The organism is Algoriphagus yeomjeoni, assembly GCF_049821175.1.
Lineage (GTDB): Bacteria > Bacteroidota > Bacteroidia > Cytophagales > Cyclobacteriaceae > Algoriphagus > Algoriphagus yeomjeoni_A.
Window position 1 is genome coordinate 2,472,583 of sequence record NZ_CP187512.1, and the last position, 22,236, is coordinate 2,494,818.

At 39.3% G+C, this 22,236-nt stretch carries 16 protein-coding genes; 10 read left to right on the forward strand and 6 right to left on the reverse strand.

What is annotated here, in order from left to right:
• Positions 1 to 38: 38 nt before the first annotated feature.
• Positions 39 to 1,238: a PQQ-dependent sugar dehydrogenase gene (locus ACPUEN_RS09805; protein ID WP_425640127.1), complete on the forward strand. Its 1,200-nt coding sequence runs from the start codon at positions 39 to 41 to the stop codon at positions 1,236 to 1,238.
• A 508-nt stretch (positions 1,239 to 1,746) separates the two neighbouring features.
• Here the strand turns inward: ACPUEN_RS09805 and ACPUEN_RS09810 are convergent.
• The 5 genes from ACPUEN_RS09810 to ACPUEN_RS09830 all read right to left on the reverse strand — a co-directional run bounded on the left by ACPUEN_RS09810 (position 1,747) and on the right by ACPUEN_RS09830 (position 9,948).
• Positions 1,747 to 5,085: a ligand-binding sensor domain-containing protein gene (locus tag ACPUEN_RS09810; RefSeq protein WP_425640129.1), complete on the reverse strand. Its 3,339-nt coding sequence runs from the start codon at positions 5,083 to 5,085 to the stop codon at positions 1,747 to 1,749.
• Between the two features lie 465 nt (positions 5,086 to 5,550).
• Positions 5,551 to 6,870, reverse strand: a complete 1,320-nt coding sequence (locus tag ACPUEN_RS09815) for an ABC1 kinase family protein (protein ID WP_425640131.1) — start codon at positions 6,868 to 6,870, stop codon at positions 5,551 to 5,553.
• 3 nt (positions 6,871 to 6,873) lie between these two features.
• On the reverse strand, positions 6,874 to 7,539 hold the full coding sequence (locus tag ACPUEN_RS09820) for a TetR family transcriptional regulator C-terminal domain-containing protein (RefSeq protein ID WP_425640133.1): 666 nt from the start codon (positions 7,537 to 7,539) through the stop codon (positions 6,874 to 6,876).
• A gap of 109 nt (positions 7,540 to 7,648) precedes the next feature.
• Positions 7,649 to 8,191, reverse strand: a complete 543-nt coding sequence (gene hslV / locus ACPUEN_RS09825) for an ATP-dependent protease subunit HslV (RefSeq protein WP_425640135.1) — start codon at positions 8,189 to 8,191, stop codon at positions 7,649 to 7,651.
• Between the two features lie 92 nt (positions 8,192 to 8,283).
• Positions 8,284 to 9,948, reverse strand: coding sequence for a pyruvate dehydrogenase complex dihydrolipoamide acetyltransferase (locus ACPUEN_RS09830; RefSeq protein ID WP_425640137.1), 1,665 nt, complete (start codon positions 9,946 to 9,948; stop codon positions 8,284 to 8,286).
• 121 nt (positions 9,949 to 10,069) lie between these two features.
• Here ACPUEN_RS09830 and ACPUEN_RS09835 point away from each other — a divergent pair, with 121 nt between their 5' ends.
• The 6 genes from ACPUEN_RS09835 to ACPUEN_RS09860 all read left to right on the forward strand — a co-directional run bounded on the left by ACPUEN_RS09835 (position 10,070) and on the right by ACPUEN_RS09860 (position 15,404).
• Positions 10,070 to 11,029 (forward strand): YheT family hydrolase, encoded by a 960-nt coding sequence (locus ACPUEN_RS09835; protein ID WP_425640139.1) that lies wholly within the window; start codon positions 10,070 to 10,072, stop codon positions 11,027 to 11,029.
• Positions 11,030 to 11,058: 29 nt separating this feature from the next.
• Positions 11,059 to 11,757 (forward strand): SOS response-associated peptidase, encoded by a 699-nt coding sequence (locus tag ACPUEN_RS09840; protein WP_425640141.1) that lies wholly within the window; start codon positions 11,059 to 11,061, stop codon positions 11,755 to 11,757.
• An 85-nt stretch (positions 11,758 to 11,842) separates the two neighbouring features.
• Positions 11,843 to 12,841, forward strand: coding sequence for a 3-oxoacyl-ACP synthase III family protein (locus ACPUEN_RS09845; RefSeq protein ID WP_425640143.1), 999 nt, complete (start codon positions 11,843 to 11,845; stop codon positions 12,839 to 12,841).
• Positions 12,842 to 13,405: a hypothetical protein gene (locus ACPUEN_RS09850; RefSeq protein WP_425640145.1), complete on the forward strand. Its 564-nt coding sequence runs from the start codon at positions 12,842 to 12,844 to the stop codon at positions 13,403 to 13,405.
• Between the two features lie 222 nt (positions 13,406 to 13,627).
• Entirely contained in the window at positions 13,628 to 15,196 is a 1,569-nt protein-coding gene (locus tag ACPUEN_RS09855) for a toxin-antitoxin system YwqK family antitoxin (RefSeq protein ID WP_425640147.1), read from the forward strand.
• Between the two features lie 46 nt (positions 15,197 to 15,242).
• Positions 15,243 to 15,404, forward strand: coding sequence for a Lacal_2735 family protein (locus tag ACPUEN_RS09860; RefSeq protein WP_111612225.1), 162 nt, complete (start codon positions 15,243 to 15,245; stop codon positions 15,402 to 15,404).
• 192 nt (positions 15,405 to 15,596) lie between these two features.
• Here the strand turns inward: ACPUEN_RS09860 and ACPUEN_RS09865 are convergent, their stop codons facing one another.
• Positions 15,597 to 16,118, reverse strand: coding sequence for a phosphoheptose isomerase (locus tag ACPUEN_RS09865; RefSeq protein WP_425635725.1), 522 nt, complete (start codon positions 16,116 to 16,118; stop codon positions 15,597 to 15,599).
• A 219-nt stretch (positions 16,119 to 16,337) separates the two neighbouring features.
• Between ACPUEN_RS09865 and ACPUEN_RS09870 the strand changes: the two genes are divergently transcribed.
• The 3 genes from ACPUEN_RS09870 to ACPUEN_RS09880 are packed head-to-tail and all read left to right on the forward strand — an operon-like array spanning position 16,338 to position 22,226.
• The gene (locus ACPUEN_RS09870; RefSeq protein ID WP_111612226.1) at positions 16,338 to 17,576 is read left to right on the forward strand and encodes an ROK family transcriptional regulator; all 1,239 of its coding nucleotides are present in this window, start codon (positions 16,338 to 16,340) and stop codon (positions 17,574 to 17,576) included.
• Between the two features lie 31 nt (positions 17,577 to 17,607).
• A complete protein-coding gene (locus ACPUEN_RS09875; RefSeq protein WP_425635726.1) occupies positions 17,608 to 20,895 on the forward strand; it encodes a VCBS repeat-containing protein in 3,288 nt (1,095 codons plus the stop codon).
• Positions 20,892 to 22,226 carry a vanadium-dependent haloperoxidase gene (locus ACPUEN_RS09880; protein ID WP_425635727.1) on the forward strand — a complete coding sequence of 445 codons (1,335 nt, stop codon included), beginning with the start codon at positions 20,892 to 20,894 and terminating at the stop codon, positions 22,224 to 22,226. The genes ACPUEN_RS09875 and ACPUEN_RS09880 overlap by 4 nt, the downstream gene beginning before the upstream one ends.
• Positions 22,227 to 22,236: the final 10 nt, after the last annotated feature.

The following is a 22,236-nucleotide window of genomic DNA, read 5'->3' on the forward strand; positions in this document are numbered from 1 at the left end:
ATGTTTCTTAACTTACTATATCAAAGAAACACCCAATTATGAAATACTTAACTAATTATTCAATCCTTCTTGGAATAGGAATTACCCTTCTAGCTTTTGGTTGCGAGCAAAACCAAAAAGCTGAAGCTCAAAGCTTTGAAACCCCGAATAGTGCGAACAAACGTGATATCAGCGAAGCAAAAGCAGATGTGAAACTTGACGAAATCATGTTGCCTGAGAATTTTAAAATTGATGTTTGGGCAGCTGATATTCCAAATGCCCGTGAGATGGCAATCTCTGAAGAAGGGGTTGTTTTCGTAGGCACCAGACAGGAAGGAAATGTTTATGCTGTAATTGACGAGAATGGCGACGGCAAAGCTGACACCAAATTTATCTTAGCAGAAGATCTCCAGATGCCTAACGGAGTTGCATATAAAGACGGTGACCTCTATGTGGCTGAAGTGAGTAGAATCATTCGGTTTAAAGACATCTTAAACAATCTTAATGATCCAAAATATGAAATTGTTTATGATGAATACCCTACAGAAACCCACCATGGATGGAAATTCATAGACTTTGGCCCAGACGGAATGCTCTACGTACCAGTTGGAGCACCGTGTAATATTTGCGAATCTGAGGATGAAATTTTTGCATCGATAACTAGAATGGATGTCAACTCTTCAAATCCTACCCCAGAAGTATATGTTCATGGAGTGAGAAATTCTGTTGGGTTTGATTGGGATCCGAAAACTGGAGATATGTGGTTCACAGACAATGGCCGAGATATGCTTGGTGATGATGTTCCTAATTGTGAGTTAAACCATATAACTAAAGCTGGCCAGCACTTCGGATACCCTTATTGGCACGAAGGAACTGTGAAAGATCCTGAATTTGGAGACAAAGGTGGTCCTGCCAGTGATTATGTCGCTCCAGCAGCCAAAATGGGTGCACACGTAGCTCCTTTAGGAATGAGATTCTATCAAGGAGATATGTTTCCTTCGGAATACAAAAACAAAGTAATTATAGCTAAACATGGCTCCTGGAACAGAAGTAAGAAATCAGGCTATGTGCTTACTTCTTTAAATGTTGACGGTTCAACTGCATCTGGCGAGCAAGATTTCGCCACGGGATGGCTAGATGTGGAAGCTCAGGAAGCTTGGGGACGACCAGTCGATGTCCAAGAGTTGAAAGATGGAAGTCTGCTGATTTCCGATGATATGGCTGGAGTGATCTATCGGGTCACTTATTCGGCTAACTAACGCATAAAAAAGGGAAGCAATTGCTTCCCTTTTTTCAATCTTACAAACTTCTACATACAAGTATATTGAGGATATTTATTCAACTCTCTATTATTATTTCATAGGATATGATTACCCTAATAAGACTATCCTCAATCTTACCAGCATAGAAATGTATTCAGTATAAAACTTAGTAAAACGCAAATTTTTTCTATAATTATGAAACTGAAGTTACACATGGCGCCGAAGGTGCCAAACCATTCATAACCCTGTACGCAAGTTCAGGGAGGTTGATAAAGTAGTAAACCATAGCCCTGAAAGGGCGGAACTTCAAAGTTTCGCTCTTTCAGGGCTGCAAAGGATATTAGTTTTATACCCCCGGCTTTGCCGAGGGATTTGAATCGTTGCAATCCTTCGGATCTTTTTCGAGCTGTGAATTAAATTCATGATACATAGAAAGGCCATAAATTTGGCAACTGGTGAAAAAGCGGATTTACATAATTCCTAATTACTACAAGGAAATAGAATCTCAGCCCATGCACTTGATTTCAACTTCATAATTCACATAACTCTTCAGCGAAAAACTAAAGGTACTTCCTTTGCCGAGTTGGCTTTCGACCCAAATTTCACCTTCATGTTTTTGAATTATTTCCTGACAAAGGACCAAACCCAAACCAGTTCCTACCTCTCCCAAGGTCCCACGTTTTTGTTGAATGGATTTTGAAAAAAGCCTATTGAGCACTGTTTCATCCATTCCTGTCCCATGGTCGCGTACAGAAATGACAACATCTCCTTCTTTCTCCTGAACATGTATATCTATTATTCCATTTTGATTGGAGAACTTGATAGCATTGGAAATTAAGTTTCTCATCACCGTCAATATCATATTCTGGTCAGCAGACACATAAATATTCTCTGGACAGAATTTTTCCAGTCTAATTTTTTTATAGTCAGCCTGAGAAGAAACCATCGCACTGGCGGTCTCTATTAATTTACTCATCTGAATTACTTCAGCTTTGATTTCAAACAACTTAGTTTCTTTGATTGCCCAATGCAACAGGTTTTCAAGTAAGTTATGCGTATTACGGGAGACATTTAAGAGGTATTGAATATTCTCCAGATGCTGTGAATTCCCAGAGTCCTCGAATTCATCCTCCAAAAGCTCCATGTAACCAATGATAGAAGTGAAAGGATTTCTCAGGTCATGGCCGATGATACTTAAGAGCTTGTCCTTTTCATTGATATGGTTTTTCAATTCTAGGTTAGCGTGTTTCAGCATAGTGGTCCGCTCTTTTACAGTGTTTTCAAGCTGCAAGTTTTGTGCTTTGATTGTACGGACTCTCCATTTATAAGCAAGTAGTAAGAGAAATATAACTAGTAGTGAAGACAAAATAATAAACCATTCTGTCTTCCAGAAAGGTGGAGTTATTACTAATACCAATGAAGCTCCAGCTTCATTCCATAGGCCATCATTGTTGGAAGATTTTACCCTAAAAACATACCTACCTGGGTTAAGATTGGTATATGTAGCGTTGCGCTGCTCACCTACATAATTCCATTCTTCCTCAAATCCTTCCAATATATAAGCATATTGATTTTGCTCAGGATGGGTGTAATTGAGGGCTATAAATTCAAAGGTGAGCACATTTTCTTTATAAGTCAGTGTGATAGAATCGGTTTGAGAAATATGCTTTTGTAATGGAGAATCGGCTTTTTTAAAATCTACTGATTGATTGAATAATCTAAAATCCGTAAAGTAAACCGGAGGTACATTTGGATTCGAGTTTAAGCGGTCGGGATGAAAAAGGTTAAAACCATTCATTCCTCCAAAAAGCAATTCACCAGTTCTAGTTTTAAGTACCGAATACCGAGAAAATTCATTTCCCTGCAAACCATCATGCTTTTCAAATTTCGTAAATTCCAGATTGTTTTGATCAAATTTCACTATTCCCTTAATAGTACCGAGCCATAAATAACCACGATCATCTTCTACTATGGAGTTGATTTCATTCACTGGCAACCCATCCTTCTGCGTGAATGTGAGGAAATTATCTCCCGCGGGGTCATACTTCGACAGCCCTTTTTCAGTTGCTATCCAAATATTCTTCTTTTGGTCTTCAAAGATCTGCCGAATATAATTGCTGGGAATACTATTTGGGTCTAAATCAGAAGGATTATAAACTTTGAATTTCCCTGTTGACTTGTCTTTTGATTGGATCACACTCAAGCCAGAATGCGATCCAATCCACAGGTTGTCATTGCTATCCTCAAAAATCCGCAATATTTGATTCGAAGAAATACTTTCAGCATCATTCTCGTCCTTTTTAAAAAGTTTAAGCGCAGCAGTGCTTTTATTATACCGATACAGTCCTTCGTCGAATGCGGCTATCCATATGTAATTCTCATCAAAATGCACATCAAAAACATGCTGGATCGGATACGTGTCATTTTTTATCCAATCCTTAAAACTGGTAAATACACCATTCTCCTCATCCAGTAAAATATTAATCCCACCGGCCCAAGTACCTGCCCAAAGCCTTCCTGCCTCGTCCTCATTCAGACTGATCACAGCATCAGAGCTCATGGAGTTCGGATTTTGAGGATCGTTTGTGAAGGTTTTAAAATTACCTTTCGCTCTATCGAAGTAGTTTAAGCCACCTCCGTCTGTAGCTATCCAGATATTTCCACTTTTAGTCTCCAAAAAATCCCTAATAATATCATTATTAAGGCTTTCCGGATTTGATGAATTATTGTAATAATGGGTGAACTTGGAGGTATATGGATCAGCTACGTTTATACCAGATTGAGCTGTACCCACCCAGTACCTATCCTGCTTGTCCTGAAAAATATTCCAGATGGAATTATGAGTGAGACTGGTAGGATTTGTGGGGTCATGTAAATACCTGAAAAAACCATCCTTTTCTTTATTGTATAGATGGAGTCCGCCATTTTCGTTACAGGACCAGAGATTCCCTTTTGGATCTACGTAGAGCTTAAATATTGTATTATTGTTAAGGCTAAGCGGATTTCCAGGTTCATGAAGGTACCGAACAAAACTGACCTTGTCATCTGACACTATCATTCTATTGAGCCCTTTACTCCGGGCTCCTGCCCAAAGATTCCCTTCATCATCTATAGCAACCGTTTTAATATTATTTGAACTGATCGAATGTGGATCGGTAGGATCATGCTGAAAATATATCATCTGCCCACTTGAAGTCTTCAGCTTAATAAGACCATTTTGCTGAGTTGCAAGCCATAGCACTTCATCATCTCCGGCAACCATTCCATTTATTGAACCAAGTTGGCCGTCTTTATAAGACAGAAACTGGTTCTTATTGGGATCAAAAAAAAACAAACCTGAAGCAATACTGGAAACCCATATTTTCCCACTGCTGTCTTCTAAAATGCTGTGTACCAAGTTACCCTCCCCTGCATGAGCACTATCCTCGGAAATAAGCTTAAACCTAGTGAAATCATCCGATTCTCTATTGTAACTCGCTACTCCATCTCCAGTTCCTATCCACAATTGATTATCACTATCCTCGAAAATCGCCCCAATATACTTATTGTTGATACTGGTAGATTCTGAATCAGATACATAAACCTGAAAATCCAAGCCATTGTACTTGTGTAGTCCACTGTGAGTGCCAACCCAAATAAATCCGAGTTTATCCTGAAAGACAGCCGAAATCCTGTTATTAATGAGCCCATCGCTTATCCTTTGGAATTTTAGATCGGGCTTAACTTCCTTTATTTGGCTCTGGGCAGGAAGCCCAGTTAGTATTACTGCCACAAATGTGATCGTAAAAATAAAGCTCCACTTAATTACTTTGGGCAAACAAAAATAGATCTTGAAATTATCCATTTTAAATTCATTTCGGGTTTATCTGGGCAAATTATTAGGTTCAATGATATTTTTATTCGCTGAAAACCTAAAATCTGGCACAATCTATTGATAAATAGACTTGTAACCTACAGCCAAAAAAATGATGGCTACTTCAAAGGAAAATCAAAAAAATTATACTTTTTCTAGAAAAATTTTTACTGCATTTTAATCCTAACAATTTACTTATATTCAATTTTCATCAGGATCGACTAAAAGTCGAATAAAGAAAACACTTTCTTGTATATATCTGAAATAGAACAGACTATATTCTATCTAATAGTTTTATCAGTTAGATAATATAATTTGATTCTTTTTTAGAATTCTTGAATGATAAGATTTTAACTTTTTTAGCAAATAAAAATTCGCTTTTTTCTATAAAATGTAAAATTCGTCCCTTTCGGGACTATTAATCAGCCAGAACTGCATTCCTAAAGATAGAACGAGTTACTTCAGCCAATCTGGCTTAGTAGTAACTACTTCGGCTTGAAGCTGATTTAGCAGATTGTACAAGCCAAAATAGGTTCTGTTGACATATAATCCATGTCTAGAACCTCTGGCCTGCCTTGATTTTTTGAACATCTTATCGTTAGAAATACGGTCTCCCAAAGCGAATATTTTCTCAAAAAAGCCGTCATCTGAAAAATCAAATTTATCAACATGGAAAGGCTTTCCTAACAGAGAAATCATTTCTCTAAAGACAGATTTAAAATAAAGCTGCTCTTCAGGACTGTCCTTTTCCGATATAAAATCCAAATCGAAGAAAACCTGATCAAGCTCACTATTGTTGATCAACAAATCCTTTTTGATTAATGCAAAATAGCCTTGATAGAAATCCTCAGGTATGATTTTAACGCAACCAAAATCAATAATTCCCAACTGATCATTTTCCTGAATGATGAAATTACCTGGATGTGGATCAGCATGAACCTGCTTTAAGTTATGTACCTGATGGTGGTAAAACTCCCAAAGTGCCTGTCCGATTTGATTTCTGGATTCTTGACTTGGATTAGTTGCCAGCCATTCTTTCATGTGCGCACCTTCGATCCAATCCATGGTGATGATCCGATCAGCACTTAATTCATCGTAATAAACAGGGAATTTTAAATTAGGAATATGGCTACATTCTCCGGAAATCTCTCTGGAGCGCATCACTTCCAACACATAATCTGTCTCTTCAATAAGCTTCTCCTCCACCTCTTCCATATAATGATCAAGTTCTTTCTCATTCATGTTCAAAATTCGCAGAGCAAATGGCCTTACCAGTTTCAAATCTGAACTCACCGAATCAGCTATGCCAGGGTATTGGATTTTTACAGCTAGCTTTTTATCTCCAAGCGTAGCTTGATGAACTTGCCCAATTGAGGCTGCATTCACAGCCGAACGGGTAAACGTATCAAAAACCTGATCTGGAGATTTGCTGAAATATTTCTGAAAAGTCTTTACCACCAAAGGGTAAGAGAGTGGCGGTGCAGAATACTGCGCCATGGTGAATTTATCCTGATATGCCCGCGGCAAAAGGTTCTTATCCATGGACATCATCTGTGCTACTTTCAGCGCGGAGCCTTTGAGCTGACTGAGCGAAGAGTAAATGTCAGTTGCATTATTCTGATGCAGTTCCTCTCTGTCCATGCTTGGATTCACCATTTTCTTGGCGTAATGCTTCACATAGTTGCCTCCTACTTTTGCTCCAGTAGAAATGAATTTGGCAGCACGCTGCACTTTTGAGACAGGGATCGCCTGCTGCTCGTTTAAGTTATCTGTCATGGCCTATTTAGACTGATACATGAATTTTGCAAAATCAAGAAATGAATCCAGTGCACTTTTACCCATTAGGTCAAAAGCTAAATTCACTGATTTCTCAATTGCCGCATCGGTTTTTTCAAATCTTGGGGATCTATCATCAAGCCAATATCTGAATACAAATCCAACTTGAATCCAAAGCGCCTCGTCGTAACGATCCGAAATGACAGGTCTCGATGCGATCTCTTCTGTCTCTTTTCCTTCTAAAATTATCTCACTGGCAAAAGCTTTAAACTTCTCCTTGAATTCCGAGGATTCTTTGGGTAAAGCCATAGCTGACTTTGCCTTATTCTCGTACATACTCAATAAATAAGACCTGTTTTTCTTCAAGACTTCAATCCAGGTAAACAGAAAGCTCAAAAACTTCTCACGAGCAGAATACTCTTCGAAAACACCTTGTTTTTCAATATCTACTAGAGTTTCATCAAAAATATCAACTAGGATTGTAGATTTTATCGATTCAAACGAAGTGAAGTAAGTGTAAAACACCTCCTCCTTCATCTTCAAATCCTTAGCAAACTTGAAAACTGACTTGGGTAATTCACCATGCTCAAGCACATGGTTTTTAAATCCATCCAAAATCACCTTTCTATAATCCTTCTTTGTAGTTTTCTTAACAGTGGTAGTTTCCATAGTAACTCTTTTTACATTTGGTTAACAGCCAACAAGACCAACAGGTTTAGAAAAACATAAAAAAAACCGAAGTATTAACTTCGGTTCGAAATATTTAGTCTGGATAAGTTCATCCTGTGACTTTTTCTATCACCAAGTTGTGATTAGTATATATACAGATATCAGCAGCGATATTCAGACTTTCTCTTACCATTTCTTCAGCAGTCATTTGCGGGGCAAATTGCTTCATCGCTCTAGCCGCTGACTGGGCATACATGCTTCCTGACCCAATGGTAGCTATTTCCATATCAGGTTCGATTACATCACCATTTCCAGAAATAATTAAAATATCATCCTTATCCGCGACGATCATCATGGCTTCCAGCTTAGAAAGCATCCGGTCCGTTCTCCACTCTTTAGCAAGCTCTACGGCTGAACGCTTCATATTATTTCCAAATGCTCCAAGCTTCTCTTCGAATTTCTCTAAAAGTGTAAATGCATCAGCAGTTGACCCAGCAAATCCGGTAACAATTTTACCTCCCTGCAAAACTCTCAATTTTTTTACGCTGCTTTTTGCTATTGTATTTCCTAAAGTCGCCTGACCATCTGCTCCTATCACTACCTCTCCATTATGTCTGATCGCAACTACAGTTGTTGATTTAATTTTTGTCATGTCTGTGGTTATTGTGTGTTGGGTACATACCAATAAACGTACAAAAAGCAAAAAGTCCTGAAATCAGGACTTTTTGGCAGTTTATAGTTTTCTTAAACCAGTATTCTAACTGGATCTTCGAGTAAACTTTTCAATGTAATCAGGAAGGCAGCTCCAATAGAACCATCTACCACTCGGTGGTCGCAAGATAAAGTCACTTTCATCACATTACCGACTTGCATCTGACCATCTTTCACGATGACAGTTTCCTTGATACCTCCTACTGCTAGGATACATGCATCAGGTGGATTGATGATCGCAGTGAACTCGTCCACTCCGAACATACCCAAATTAGAGATGGTAAAGGTATTTCCTTCCCAATCCTTAGGTTGCAATTCTTTATTTTTTGCTCTTCCACCAAGGCTTTTCGCCTGAGTAGAAATCTGAGAAAGTGAAAGACTATCAGCAAATCTGATCACAGGAACAAGAAGTCCCTCATCCACTGCTACTGCCATACCTATATGGATATGGTCATTATATCTGATCTTATCCCCTAGCCAGCTAGAGTTCACTTTAGGATGCTGGCGCAAAGCTGCTGCTGTAGCTTTGATCACCATATCGTTAAAGGAAATCTTCACCGGAGCGATTTCATTCATGCTTTTTCTAGCTTCGATCGCTTTGTCCATGTTGATTTCCATGGTCACGTAGAAGTGAGGCGCGCCAAACTTACTTTCTGCAAGTCTCTTAGCGATCACTTTTCTCATCTGAGAAACTTTCTCCTCTTTGAAGCTTTCTACACCAAGTCCTGGAGCAGCAGTACCAACAGCTTCACCTCCTTGAGGAGCAGCAGCATGCACAAAGTTCTCTACATCTCTCTTCACGATTCTTCCACCGTCACCTGAACCACTTACAGTTCTAATATCAATCCCCTTATCTTCAGCCATTTTCTTAGCCAAAGGAGATGCTTTCAATCGATCGCCATCTGCAGTAGTTGCAGGAGCACTGCTTGTGGAAGATTCTGCTTTAGCCTTTGGGGCTTCTTCCTTCTTCTCTTCTTTAGCTGGTTCAGATTTAGGTTCTGCAGGCGCTTCGGAAGATTCAGCTTTTTGAGCTTTCAACAGGGTCTCGTAATCGGCACCTTTTTCACCGATCACAGCGATCACGCCATCAACAGGAACAGAATCCCCAGCTTCAACTCCTATATATAATAGGGTTCCGTCGTCATATGACTCCAGTTCCATCGTCGCCTTATCCGTTTCTACTTCTGCGATTATTTCGCCAGATTTCACCTCATCTCCAACTTTCTTCAGCCAAGATGCAATCGTACCCTCTTGCATGGTATCAGACATTTTCGGCATGGTGATCACCATTGCATTGATATCTGAAGTATCAATTTTCTCAGCTGGAGCTTCGGATTTTTCAGAGCCAGGATTGTTATCTTTCTCTTTTGACTCTTCCTCCTTTTCTTCTTTCTTAGGAGCTTCTTTTTTGTCTGATGTAGAGTCTTCACCACCGTCAAGAAGGTGCTGGTAGTCCTCACCTTTCTCTCCGATCACAGCGATCACGCCATTCACAGGCACTGCATCTTTCTCTTTAACTCCAATATATAAAAGCACACCCTCGTCATAGGATTCAAGCTCCATCGTTGCTTTGTCGGTCTCTACTTCAGCCAAGATATCTCCCGGTTTCACTGAATCTCCAACTTTTTTCAACCATGCAGCAATCACACCTTCTTCCATGGTGTCGCTCATTTTAGGCATTCTTATTATTTCGGCCATAGGTTATTCCGCGCTAGTTCGTTTTTAAAGTGTCCAAAAATAGTTTTTATAATGGCTTTAATCAAATTTAAAACTAGTAATTTCCCCAAGCATTTCAGCCTTTAAACCCTATCTCCCTGATATGCCATTATTAGAAAACTCCACCTACACCAGACCCAAGTGGCTGTTTAGCGCACACTTAGAAACTATTTACCCATCACTTTTCAGGAAGGTTTTAACCCCTAATCCAGTTAAAGAGCGAATTTTAACTTCTGACAGTGACTTTCTTGATTTGGATTGGTACCGCCAAAACAAGTCGAAATTAGTCATAATCAGTCATGGTCTGGAAGGCAATAGCACTAGAGCTTACATGCTTGGGATGGTAAATACTTTTCTGGAAAAAGGCTACGATGTGCTTACCTGGAATTTCCGAAGCTGTAGCGACGAGATGAATAAGCAGGTGATTTTCTATCACTCTGGTGCCACTTACGATCTTGATTTAGTCGTGCAGCATGTTTATAATTCTTATGAAGAAATTAACCTAGTTGGATTTAGTTTAGGTGGAAATCTGACGCTGAAATATCTGGGAGAAAAAGGAAATAGCCTTCCTAAAATTCATCGAGGTGTAGCCATTTCTGTTCCTCTGCATTTAGGAAGTTCTTCCAGAAAAATCTCTGAAACCGAAAACACCTTATACTCCAAGCGCTTTTTGCGAAGCTTAAAAAAGAAAGTTATAGATAAATCCGCAGCTCACCCGGGTCAAATCCCAGTAGAAACCCTAAGAAATATTAAAACTTTGGCTGATTTTGATGATTTTTTTACCGGGCCACTTCACGGCTTTGCAGATGCCGAAGAATACTACGAAGTCAATTCATCTTTGTATTTTCTCGATCAGATAAAAGTCCCAACATTGGTCTTAAACGCATTAAATGACCCTTTTCTAAGTGAAAAATGCTTCCCGACAAATCTCGCTAAATCGCTTGATCAGGTCCATTTCGAATTCCCAAAACATGGAGGTCATGTGGGGTTTTCTCCTGAAAACTCATCAAAACCTTATTATTCGGAACGACGGGCAGTTGAATTTATAAGCGCTGTTATCTAACTTCCTGCCAATTACAGCGATATAAAATTATGTGTGGACGATATTCCCTAAGCAAAAGCAAAGAAGAAATTGAAGAGAGATTTAAAGCAGAAATGCTGACTGATCTAAAACCAAGATATAACATCGCTCCAACTCAATTAGTCCCTGTAATTACTTCCCAGAGCCCGAAAGGATTTTCTTATTTCTATTGGGGAATCACTCCGGAATTTGGCAAAAACAGACCTGTGGCGCAGAAGCTCATCAATGCCAAAGCTGAAACGGTAAATGAAAAAATTTCTTTTAAAACAGCCTTCCGACAACGTAGGTGCATTATTCCAGCAGATGGCTTTTATGAATGGAAGCGACTTGGGAAGAAAACCTCCGTTCCATACAGATTCACTTTACGCGAAGACGAGCTATTTTCTTTTGCAGGAATCTGGGAGGAATATGAGTCTGCGAATGGAGAAACTCAGCATACTTTTTTGATCCTAACCACCTCTCCTAATTCTGTTGTCTCTGAAATTCATGATAGAATGCCTGTCATCTTAGATAGAGATGCCGAAAAAAAATGGCTGGATAGTTACGCTACTGAAGAAGAGCTTTTGACCATGTTAAAACCATATTCCGCAGAATCCATGTTGGGTTTTACAGTTTCACCCTTAGTGAATTCAGTTCAGAATGATAGTCCAGCTGTCATCCGCAAGACCTCTCCTATGGATCAGCATGGAAATTATACGCTGTTTGGTTAATTCTACCGCTAATCCTTCTCGCCTTTGCTAGAGTAAATTGATCTCGCGATATTGTCATTCAATTTTATGAATAACCCAAATTGACATGCAAAAATCGAGGATTTTAGGAGTCGGCCACTATGTTCCAGAGCGCAGTGTAACCAATCATGAGCTTTCTGAGATGATGAACACTAACAATGAGTGGATCGTCGAACGAACGGGGATAGAATCTCGCCACTGGTTTACTCCAGGGGTAGACACGGTCACTAGCATGTCAAAAGAGGCCTCAATAATGGCCATGGACAGAGCTGGAGTTCAGGCTACTGAAATTGACTTTATTGTTTTTGCCACCATCACTCCTGATTATTTCATTCCTGGAAATGGAGTCTTACTCCAGCGTGAATTAGGACTAGGAACCATTGGAGCTCTGGATATCCGTAACGCCTGTTCAGGATTTATCTACGCACTTTCCATCGCAGATCAGTTTATCAAAACTGGTATGTACAAAAAAATCCTGGTTGTCGGTGCTGAGATCCAATCTTCCGCTTTGGACAAAAGTGACGAAGGCCGCTCTAGTTCAGTCATTTTCGCGGATGGCGCCGGTGCTGCAGTCCTTGGTGCTGCAGAATCTGACCAACCGGGAATTCTAAGTACACACTTACATTCCCAAGGGGAGCATGCAGAGGAATTATATTGCAAAGATCCTGGAAGTAGTCGAGAGGTTAGAATATCTCCAGAACTGATCGAATCTGGAAGTTTTTTTCTCAAAATGAATGGTAATGCTGTTTTCAAGCATGCTGTAGTGAGATTCATGGAAGTGATCAAAGAAGCACTTGATGCAAATCAACTGGATCAATCCGCTATTGATTTACTCGTTCCACATCAAGCCAACCTTCGGATCAGCCAATACATTCAAAAGCAGCTGGGTCTGCCTGACGAAAAGGTTTTCAACAACATCATGACCAAAGGAAATACTACGGCAGCCACCATCCCTATTGCGCTTAGCGAAGCATGGGAACAGGGCCAAATCAAGGAAGGAGATTTGATTTGTCTTGCCGCCTTTGGCTCTGGATTCACTTGGGCTTCAGCATTACTCCAATGGTAAATGGTAGAAAATCCGAATGAAATAGACTTGCAACTTTGGCTTGACCAAGAGGTGATACCACGCCAAAATAGGTTAAAAGCTAAATTCTGGAAAATCCTCTCTGATATAGGAAACGCAATAGACTCAGAAGGCCTGGTCAAAATTCATTCTAGGAGTCGTGGTGTAAAACTATCCAAAGGAAATAACCTACTAGGATTCCCTTACCACGTTTTGGATTTAATTAGAGATTTTGATCAAGAAAACGGTCTAAACATTCGCCTGCTAAACTGGTTTGGACATGGTATTTTCCTATTTGTATTGATAGGAAATAAACACCCAAAAGCGCCTTTAAATCAACTGAAAAGTGAGAATTGGCTGTTTGACTTATCAGAAACACCATGGGATTATCCAGAAATCCTTTTGAATTTTGCAGCGACTAATACACCTAAAGAAAATGAAATAGCAAACTCATCGTTTTATCAATGGCACAAACCAATTCCTATTAAGTCTGCCTCAGAAATTAAGACCAGAATTTTGGATGAACTAAAAAATCTGAATTACTTACTCTCGGAAAAAATGGGATAAAGCTGGAATTAACTTATTTTTAAACAGGAATGAAGATCCTTCGTAAACTATTCAGATTATCCTTTTGAAAGATTTCAACTAACCCATGGAATCTAGACGAACTAAAAACCTTATGAAATCGAGCATAATAGAAGCTTCACCTAAAAAGCAGATTATCAACCTTGCGAGATTCCATAGCCTGCCCCGACTAGTCGGGGTGGCCTTAAAAAAAAATATAAACACATGAAATACCTCCTAATCGCAATAATCCTTTTCAGCACGCCAGTATTGGCCCAAGAAAGCTCTATGGTCCGGCAATATAATTCTGACTCTACGCTGATGGCTACAGGTATTGTTACAAATTCATTGCGAGAAGGATTATGGAAATATTATAATCCCAAAACAAATGTCTTACTCACTGAAGGAACCTTTAAAAATGGCGTCAGAGAAGGTAGTTGGACCAGTTTTTACCCAGATGGTAAAAGAAAAGTAGTAGCAGAATATAAAGACGGGATACTTTTTGGGCCTTCTAAACTTTATGATGCAGATGGAGCATTAAAGAAAGAGATGATTTTTCAGGACTCAGTTATTGTAGGTAAGTATATAGAATATTTCGGCAAAACTGGAGTACCAGATTACATAGATGCAACTCAAATATCACTAGAAGGCCAATATATAAACAGCAAAAAAACTGGTCAGTGGGTACAATATTATGACTTTGGTGAGGTAGCTACCAGAGAATTCTATGTAAATGGAGTGAAAGAAGGACCATTTTTAGAGTATGACCCAGAAGGTGTCCTAGTCACCGAGGCTTTATATAAGCAAGGGGAATTAGATGGAACATTTAAGAGATTTACTTACCCAAATCTGATAGTTGAGGAAGGCAATTATAATAATGGTAAGAAAGTAGGGGAATGGGTTCGATATTTCCCAGGAACCAAAACCAAAGAATCAGAAGAGTATTATGACGAAAATGGCAATCGCGTTGGGACTTGGAAATATTATTATGAAAACCAACGACTTGCTAGAATAGAGAAGTATGAGAATGGAATCGCAGTAGGAACGTGGGAGGAGTATTTCCCTAACAAATCAATAGCAAAACGTAAAACCTACGAACTCGGAGTTCCCGTCGGTGAATACGTAGAATATCACAGTTCAGGACAAGTTTCAGTTTCCGGGCAATACGCTAGCGGAATGAAGACGGGTGTTTGGAAGAGTTATTTCCCAGATGGAGAGATTTACTCTATAGGAGAATATCGAAATGACTTAAAAACAGGCCTTTGGAAATATTTCAATAAGATTGGAATTCTTGTTGGAGAGGGAGAGTATAGTTTAGGACTTGAAAATGGGCAGTGGGTGTACTATTACGATGGCGGGCAACTTAAATCTGTAGGTAGTTACAATATTGGCTTTGAAGATGGTATTTGGGGTCTATTTTATGACAATAAACAACTTACTCAAGAAGAATTTTGGGACAATGGACGCCTCATGAATGTAAGTGACTATAATACGTATGAGGGAAGCTCTACCCTTGACAAAGGCACGCTGAAAGACGGCAACGGCACCAGGATTACCTACTATGTGACTGGCAAGAAAGAATCCGAAGGAAATTATGTTTTAGGTAAGGCGGACGGAACTTGGGTTTTCTACCATGAAAATGGCAGGAAAGCTTCCGAAGGTCAAATGAAAGAAGGTAGAAAGGAAGGACCATGGAGATACTATAATCCTGCTGGACGCTTAGAAGATTTGATCAACTACAAAAACGATGAGATTCAGGAAGAGCCATTGAACAGTTTGCTCAATTTCAATTAATGGAAAACATTGTTGAAAATTCAGAGTTTCTATACTAAAACTCATCATGTTCGGATTATTTAATAAGAAATCAGAGAAAGAAAAACTACAGGAAGCTTATTCTAAAAAACTAGCAGAGGTGCACAAAGCATCACAAGTTAATAGAAAGGAAGCTGATCGCTTGGCAGCAGAAGCTGAAGAAATAGCAAAAAAAATAGATTCCCTATAGAAAGCTCTTCAAAAAACACTGACTACTTATAAAATATAATATTTTAAAGTTCAAGTATTTACAATGAAGATCAATCATTCCTTAGGCTAGTCCTTTTGGATTATTATTAATGACTAGAAGTTTATTTCAGGGTGACTGAGCAACAGACGGAAACTTTAAAGCTTTTAAGCTCGGACTAAAATCCGAGCTTTTTTATTTTCTAGCATAATCATCTTCCACTCTCACAATATCCTCTTCACTTGACGGGGTTTGAGGATCTGTATGCATCCAAATTTCTGCAACTAACCCCCATGAATCCAATCCAACCAATCGATGCCTTTCGCCTTGTGCTAGGAAAATAGTTTTACCAAGATCCATTTTCTCCAGCTTCCCAAGTTCATCCGTTGGGCTCCTTACTATACCAGCCTCTCCATCAATAAGCTTCCAGATTTCAGCTCTACGATGATGGTACTGCCATGAAAGTCGAGCTCCAGGAGCCACCAATAGAAATTTCGGACTTAGTTTCTGTTTTAATTGAAGCTCAGAAAATTCAACGTCTTCGAAAAACATTGCTGCAAATTCTCGAATTTGTTTTTCATCCAATGCAAAAAATCCGCCCCAAGGTCTTTGATCATCTTTAACTCCAATTCTAAAACCTTTTACCTTCAAAAAGTCCTCTACTTTTTGAAACACCTCATTTTCATTTAGTTGACTATTCTTATCAAGTAAATCCATATCTGTTTTAAAAATGTGAATGTCAAAAATAATTAATTCAGAGAGAAAACGCATTCCTTAAAAAAAATATCACATTTCGAATCTTTTGCAAAAAAACCATAGCCACACCCACTAGAATTGGGCGATATCACGACTTATAATCTACCATTAACTTATTTTTTTAAAAAAGTACTTTTTTGAAACTCGAAAATTGCCGTAATTCAGGAATAACTTAGACCTATGCACTTAATAAATCCACAAGAGATAATCCAAAAAATGGAAGGAGTGGTAGAAATAAAAAGCTACCTAAACAAAATTAAGATTATTAAAAACCTGTATACAAAGGGGGCAAATACTGCCAGCGAAATATGTGCTGAAGTCGGCATCTCCTTGCCTACTGTCAATTCACTGCTTGGTGATTTGATTACAAGTGGAGAAGTTATCAAACAAGGACGCGCGGAATCACAAGGTGGACGTAAACCAGATTTATATAGACTGGCCCCCGATGCTTTTTATGTGCTTTCTGTCGATCTTTCTAAGTTCAACATGAATCTTGCACTTTATTCATGCAATCAAACCCTGACTACCACTAAGGAAAGTCATAGAATAAGCCTAGACAACGAAAAGGAAACCTTTGATCGCATATGTACTTTTATAGAAGCGTATCTCGAAAAGACAGGTATTCCAGCCCATAAAGTTATTGCAATGGGTTTTTCTATGCCAGGCTTAACAGATTCGGTTGGTGGTGTGAACTATACGTATTTAAGGTTTGGGAATAAAACTCTACTAGAAAACCTTGAATCTAGATTTTCTAAGAAAATATTTCTTGAGAATGATGCCCGAGCAATGACGCTAGCAGAATATAAATTTGCAACAGATCGAAGTCATAAGAATGTTCTTGGCCTTTTTATAGGCTGGGGAATCGGACTGGGAATCATCATTGACGGAAAATTATATCAAGGAGCATCAGGTTTCGCTGGAGAATTTAGCCATTCTCCGATCTTTGAATCAAGAGATGTAACCTGCATATGTGGCAAAAAAGGTTGCTTGGAGGCAGTAGCCTCAGGTACAGCTATTGTGAAAATGGCTGAAGAAGCTATCAAACTGGACAAAGACAGCATACTGGCCAGAATGGCTAGGAATCACGAAGGAGATATCATGCCTAATCTTGTGGTAGATGCTGCCTTGTCAGGTGATCAAAGGGCAATTACCATCCTTTCCGAAGCAGGTTTGGACTTAGGCAGAGGTATTTCCATGCTTATTCAGGTTCTAAACCCTGAATTAATAATAATAGGTGGATCAGTTGCAGAAGCAAATCAATATTTAATTACTCCAATTCAACAGGCTTTAAATATTTACAGTATGGCTAAGTCACGTGAAAAGTCTAAGATTGCCCTATATCAACTAGGGGAAGATGTTGGTCTTTTAGGTGGAGTCGCCGTTGTAAACGAAAAACTATTCGAAGATGTAATCAATTGATTGGAGCTTAACTTCGAAGTTGTAAACACACATGAATTTCCTTCATAAATCTAAGACAGTCTTATTACTGACTTTAGGGTCTTTCATATTTCTTAAGCCAGTCGTCCTTCTTCAAGCTCAATCTTCTTCCCCCAATTTTGAAAAGATCTCCAATAAAAAATCGGGGATTACTTTCAAAAACGAGCTGAAAGAGGATGAAAAGAACAATATTCTGCGCTACGAATACTTCTATAATGGCGGTGGAGTAGCTGTAGGGGACTTGGATAATGATGGCTTGGAAGACCTATTTTTCACAGCAAATATGACTTCCAATAAGGTTTACCGTAATCTGGGTAATTGGAAATTTGAAGACAAAACAAAATCAGCTGGAGTAGGTGGCAAGGATGTTTGGACTACTGGAGTCAGTATGGCAGATGTCAACGGAGATGGCCTATTGGACATTTATGTCTGCTATTCTGGCAAGGGAAATCCAGATTCTCGGGGAAATGAACTCTGGATCAATAAAGGCAATTTTACTTTTTCGGATGAAGCAGAGGCTTATGGACTTGCAGATCATTCAAATAGCACTCAAGCCTTATTTTTTGATTTTGACCGGGACGGTGATCTCGATATGTATTTATTGAATCACCACATTGAAGCTATTAATGAACTTGAATTTAGTGAGGTTAAAACTGTTAGACACCCTTACGCAGGGGATAAGCTTTTTAGAAATGACAATGGTAAATTCATCGATGTAAGTGAACAGGCTGGTATTCAGGGCTCTGCTTTAGGTTTTGGATTGGGCGTAGTTTCCTCAGATATCAATCAAGATGGCTGGCCAGATATCCTGATTACTAATGACTACATAGAGCCGGATTATCTCTATATCAATAATGGTGATGGTACATTTACCGACCGAATGAAGGAGTACTTCCAGCATATATCGCACTTTTCGATGGGGGCTGATATTTCGGATATAAATAATGATGGGAGACCGGATATCTATACCTTAGATATGCTTCCAAAAGACAATGAGCGCCAAAAACTGCTTTATGGACCTGAAAACTACGAGCAATATGCCTTGATGATAAAGGAAGGCTTTTACCATCAAAGTATGCGAAACATGCTCCAGCTTAGTCAAGGCGATGGATTATTCTCTGAGGTGGGTCAGCTTGCGAAAATTTCAAACAGTGACTGGAGTTGGTCTGCCTTGTTTTTTGATGCAACAAACAATGGTAAAAAGGACCTTTTCATTACCAATGGCTACTACCGAGACTACACCAATCGAGACTTTCTCAAGTACAAAGGAGATTACTATTTCAAACAGGCGATTGCCAATGAGAAAGCGGATACGCTACACTTGGTCACCACGATGACCTCCACTCCTATTCATAATTACATTTTTGAAAATACCGGAGAACTAGATTTCGTTGATAGATCAATTGAATGGGGATTCGAAGATAAAGGCTTTTCGAGTGGAGCAGTTTACGCAGATCTGGATAATGATGGAGACCTCGATTTGGCAGTCAATAACCTGAATGAGCAAGCTTCTGTTTATGAGAATATTAGTCCAGCGAAAAATTGGTTACAAATTTCTTTAAAAGACAACTCTTTAAACTCGTTTGCTTTAGGAGCAAAAGTTAAATTATTCACAGGTGATGAAAATCAAACTTTAGAAGAACAACCCGTCAGAGGGTTTCAATCTTCAGTCAGCCCTAGACTTCAATTTGGATTAGGCGAACTCTCAACCATTCCTTCTATCCAAATTATCTGGCCTGATGGCACTCAACAATTCCTTGAAAATATACCATCCAACCAGCATCTAACCATTGAAAAAGAAAGTTCTCAAGGAGCACAAGCCTCCACAAAACCTTCTCCTATACTGGATAAAAGCAACTTTGCTCCAGAACACACCCCTGAGCCAAAACAATACAATGACTTCAAGCGTCAGCCTCTGATGCTCACTATGCCGAGCTACATCAGTCCAATTTTATCCCAAGGAGACTTGAATGGAGACGGCAATCCTGAGCTATTTATTGGCGGATCAAAAGGACAAGCTGGCAAAATGATTTCCTACGAAAATGGCACTTGGAAGAACTATACCGGCTTCAGATCTTCTAATGAATTTACCGATGCTGTCGCAATTTTTGAAGATTTCAATGGAGATGGAAAGCAAGACCTATTCATAGCAAGTGGCGGATATCATGACTATTTAGGTTCGGATGAGTCCCTTCAGGATAGACTTTATTTGAATGATGGACTGGGTAATTTGACTAGACAATCTTCATTTCCAGCTTATACATTTAGCACAGGGACTGCCCAGGCTTTCGATGCAAATGGAGATGGAAATTTGGATCTATTTGTGGGTGCTAGACTTATCCCTGGACGCTATCCAATTATCCCGGAAAGTAAATTGCTCATCAATGATGGTCAAGGAAATTTCACAGATGAGACTCTTGAATATTTACCAAATGAAGGTAAAATAGGATTAATCACTACCTCAGAGTTAATTGATTTGAATTCAGATGGTAAAATGGATTTGATTCTTGCTGGAGAATATATGCCTATCACCGTTTTACTTAATACTGGGCAAGGATTTGAAAATCAAACCTCAACTTATTTCAATTCAGATCTTTCAGGCTGGTGGAACACACTATCCAAAGCAGATATTGACAATGATGGAGACATGGATTTGATCGCTGGGAATTTTGGTTTAAACTCACAATTTGAAGCGAATGAAAATAAAAAGCTTCGATTGTATGCCGCTGATTTCGATCAAAATGGATCAATCGATCCTATTCTGGAATGCTTCGTGGGAGACAAAATGTATCCGTATCCAAGTCGTGATGAACTGCTAGATCAAATGGCAAGTATGAGAAGCCGATTCACGGATTACGCTTCCTACTCCAAAGCGACAATGACGGATCTCTTTACCGTGAAGGAGTTAGAAAGCTCCCAAATCCTGGAAGCAAACACCTTAGAATCAGTAGTTTTAGAAAATACCGACAACGGGTTTGAAGTTAAATCACTCCCAAGAATAGCCCAATCATTTCCTGTCTTTAGCATTCTACCTATAGACTTAAATCTGGATGGTCGTATGGATTTGATTTTAGGAGGTAATCAATCTTATACTCGCATACGCATTGGATTAATGGATGCTGGATTAGGTTTAGTTCTAATTGGTGATGGCAAGGGAAACTTCTCCCCATTAAGTCCTGCCGAATCCGGCTTAGCCATTAAAGGAGATATAAAATCTATTTTGCCATTTAAAACAACCTCAGGAACAGAGCTACTTTTCGGAATCAATCAGAAACCTTTGGAAAGCTACACGATTAAATGAGTCGATATTTAATAAAATCATTTGCCCTACTTACGTTGATTTGCTCGGTGATGAATGCTTCACTAGCAAAGCCAAAAGACATCAATTGGCCGAAAGTGTACGCACAAGAACTCTTTCACATCACCGAAGTGATGGTGACTGATGTGGCGAGCCCTCCTGTAGCAGCCAGAATTTATGCCTATTCCAACCTCGCTGCATACCTGATTTCAAAGGAATCCGGTAAAAGATTTGAAAACCAAAATATACTAGACCAGACCTACTTAGCAGATTATGATTGGGGAATTACCAATCTAGAAATTAGTTCTCCAGAGTTTGCAGCTATCTACGCGCTGTTGAAAGTCGGTGAATCCATTATGCCTTCAGGATATCTGTTGAAAGAAAAACAGGAAGAGTGGGTTGAAACTGCATTAAAAGCAAAAATCATCAATAAGAAATCGCTTCAAGCACATATTGATTACGCATCCTCAGTTGCCAAAAAAGTGATGGAAGTCGCTAAAAAAGATGGCTACCTTCAACTTTCTACGTTGACTAGATACACTCCTCAAGAGGGAGAAGGTTTTTGGTACCCAACTCCGCCTGCTTACATCGCTGCGGTAGAACCAGAGTGGGAAACAATTAAACCCTTTTTCATTCAAAATCTGGAAGAATTTAAACCTGCTCCGATGGCCCCATTCGACATGAATGAGGGTAGCTCTTTCCACACTCAACTGATGGAGGTCTATACCGTCACAAAAGAACTTGACGAAGAAAGAAAACTGATTGCCAACTTTTGGGATTGCAATCCATTCAAAGTTCAATTTTCAGGACATATGGCCATTGGCGTGAAAAAAATATCTCCAGGTGGACATTGGATCGGTATTACGGGTATTGCTGCGCAAAAAGCTGATCTTTCATTTGCAGAGACAGCATATGTGCATGCACTGGTTGGGATGACACTCCATGACGCTTTTATTTCCTGCTGGAAAGCAAAATACGACACCGATAGAATTCGACCTGAAACTGTAATCAATCAAAAACTAGATCAACGCTGGAGACCACTTTTGCAGACACCTCCATTTCCAGAATATACCTCGGGACACTCAGTGATCAGTAGGGCATCGGCTGTAGTATTAACCGGATATTTCGGAGATAATTTTGATTTTATAGACAGCTCGGAAACCTACTTTGGCTTACCGGAAAGGCCTTTTCCATCCTTTCTTTATGCTTCAGAGGAAGCTGCTATTTCCAGACTTTATGGTGGAATTCATTTTCGAGATGCCATAGAAGAGGGTGTTAAGCAAGGTGAAAAAATTGGAGATATGATATGGAAAAAAGTTGGTAGTCTACCTTAAAACCAAATTA

Bases quoted from the DNA above. Each gene is read 5' to 3' on its own strand.
- ACPUEN_RS09820 (WP_425640133.1), bottom strand. From the start codon at position 7,539: ATGGAAACTACCACTGTTAAGAAAACTACAAAGAAGGATTATAGAAAG.
- ACPUEN_RS09835 (WP_425640139.1), top strand. From the start codon at position 10,070: ATGCCATTATTAGAAAACTCCACCTACACCAGACCCAAGTGGCTGTTT.
- ACPUEN_RS09850 (WP_425640145.1), top strand. From the start codon at position 12,842: ATGGTAGAAAATCCGAATGAAATAGACTTGCAACTTTGGCTTGACCAA.
- ACPUEN_RS09870 (WP_111612226.1), top strand. From the start codon at position 16,338: ATGCACTTAATAAATCCACAAGAGATAATCCAAAAAATGGAAGGAGTG.
- ACPUEN_RS09805 (WP_425640127.1), top strand. From the start codon at position 39: ATGAAATACTTAACTAATTATTCAATCCTTCTTGGAATAGGAATTACC.
- ACPUEN_RS09875 (WP_425635726.1), top strand. From the start codon at position 17,608: ATGAATTTCCTTCATAAATCTAAGACAGTCTTATTACTGACTTTAGGG.
- ACPUEN_RS09840 (WP_425640141.1), top strand. From the start codon at position 11,059: ATGTGTGGACGATATTCCCTAAGCAAAAGCAAAGAAGAAATTGAAGAG.
- ACPUEN_RS09860 (WP_111612225.1), top strand. From the start codon at position 15,243: ATGTTCGGATTATTTAATAAGAAATCAGAGAAAGAAAAACTACAGGAA.
- ACPUEN_RS09845 (WP_425640143.1), top strand. From the start codon at position 11,843: ATGCAAAAATCGAGGATTTTAGGAGTCGGCCACTATGTTCCAGAGCGC.
- ACPUEN_RS09810 (WP_425640129.1), bottom strand. From the start codon at position 5,085: ATGGATAATTTCAAGATCTATTTTTGTTTGCCCAAAGTAATTAAGTGG.
- ACPUEN_RS09855 (WP_425640147.1), top strand. From the start codon at position 13,628: ATGAAATACCTCCTAATCGCAATAATCCTTTTCAGCACGCCAGTATTG.
- ACPUEN_RS09880 (WP_425635727.1), top strand. From the start codon at position 20,892: ATGAGTCGATATTTAATAAAATCATTTGCCCTACTTACGTTGATTTGC.
- hslV (WP_425640135.1), bottom strand. From the start codon at position 8,191: ATGACAAAAATTAAATCAACAACTGTAGTTGCGATCAGACATAATGGA.
- ACPUEN_RS09865 (WP_425635725.1), bottom strand. From the start codon at position 16,118: ATGGATTTACTTGATAAGAATAGTCAACTAAATGAAAATGAGGTGTTT.
- ACPUEN_RS09815 (WP_425640131.1), bottom strand. From the start codon at position 6,870: ATGACAGATAACTTAAACGAGCAGCAGGCGATCCCTGTCTCAAAAGTG.
- ACPUEN_RS09830 (WP_425640137.1), bottom strand. From the start codon at position 9,948: ATGGCCGAAATAATAAGAATGCCTAAAATGAGCGACACCATGGAAGAA.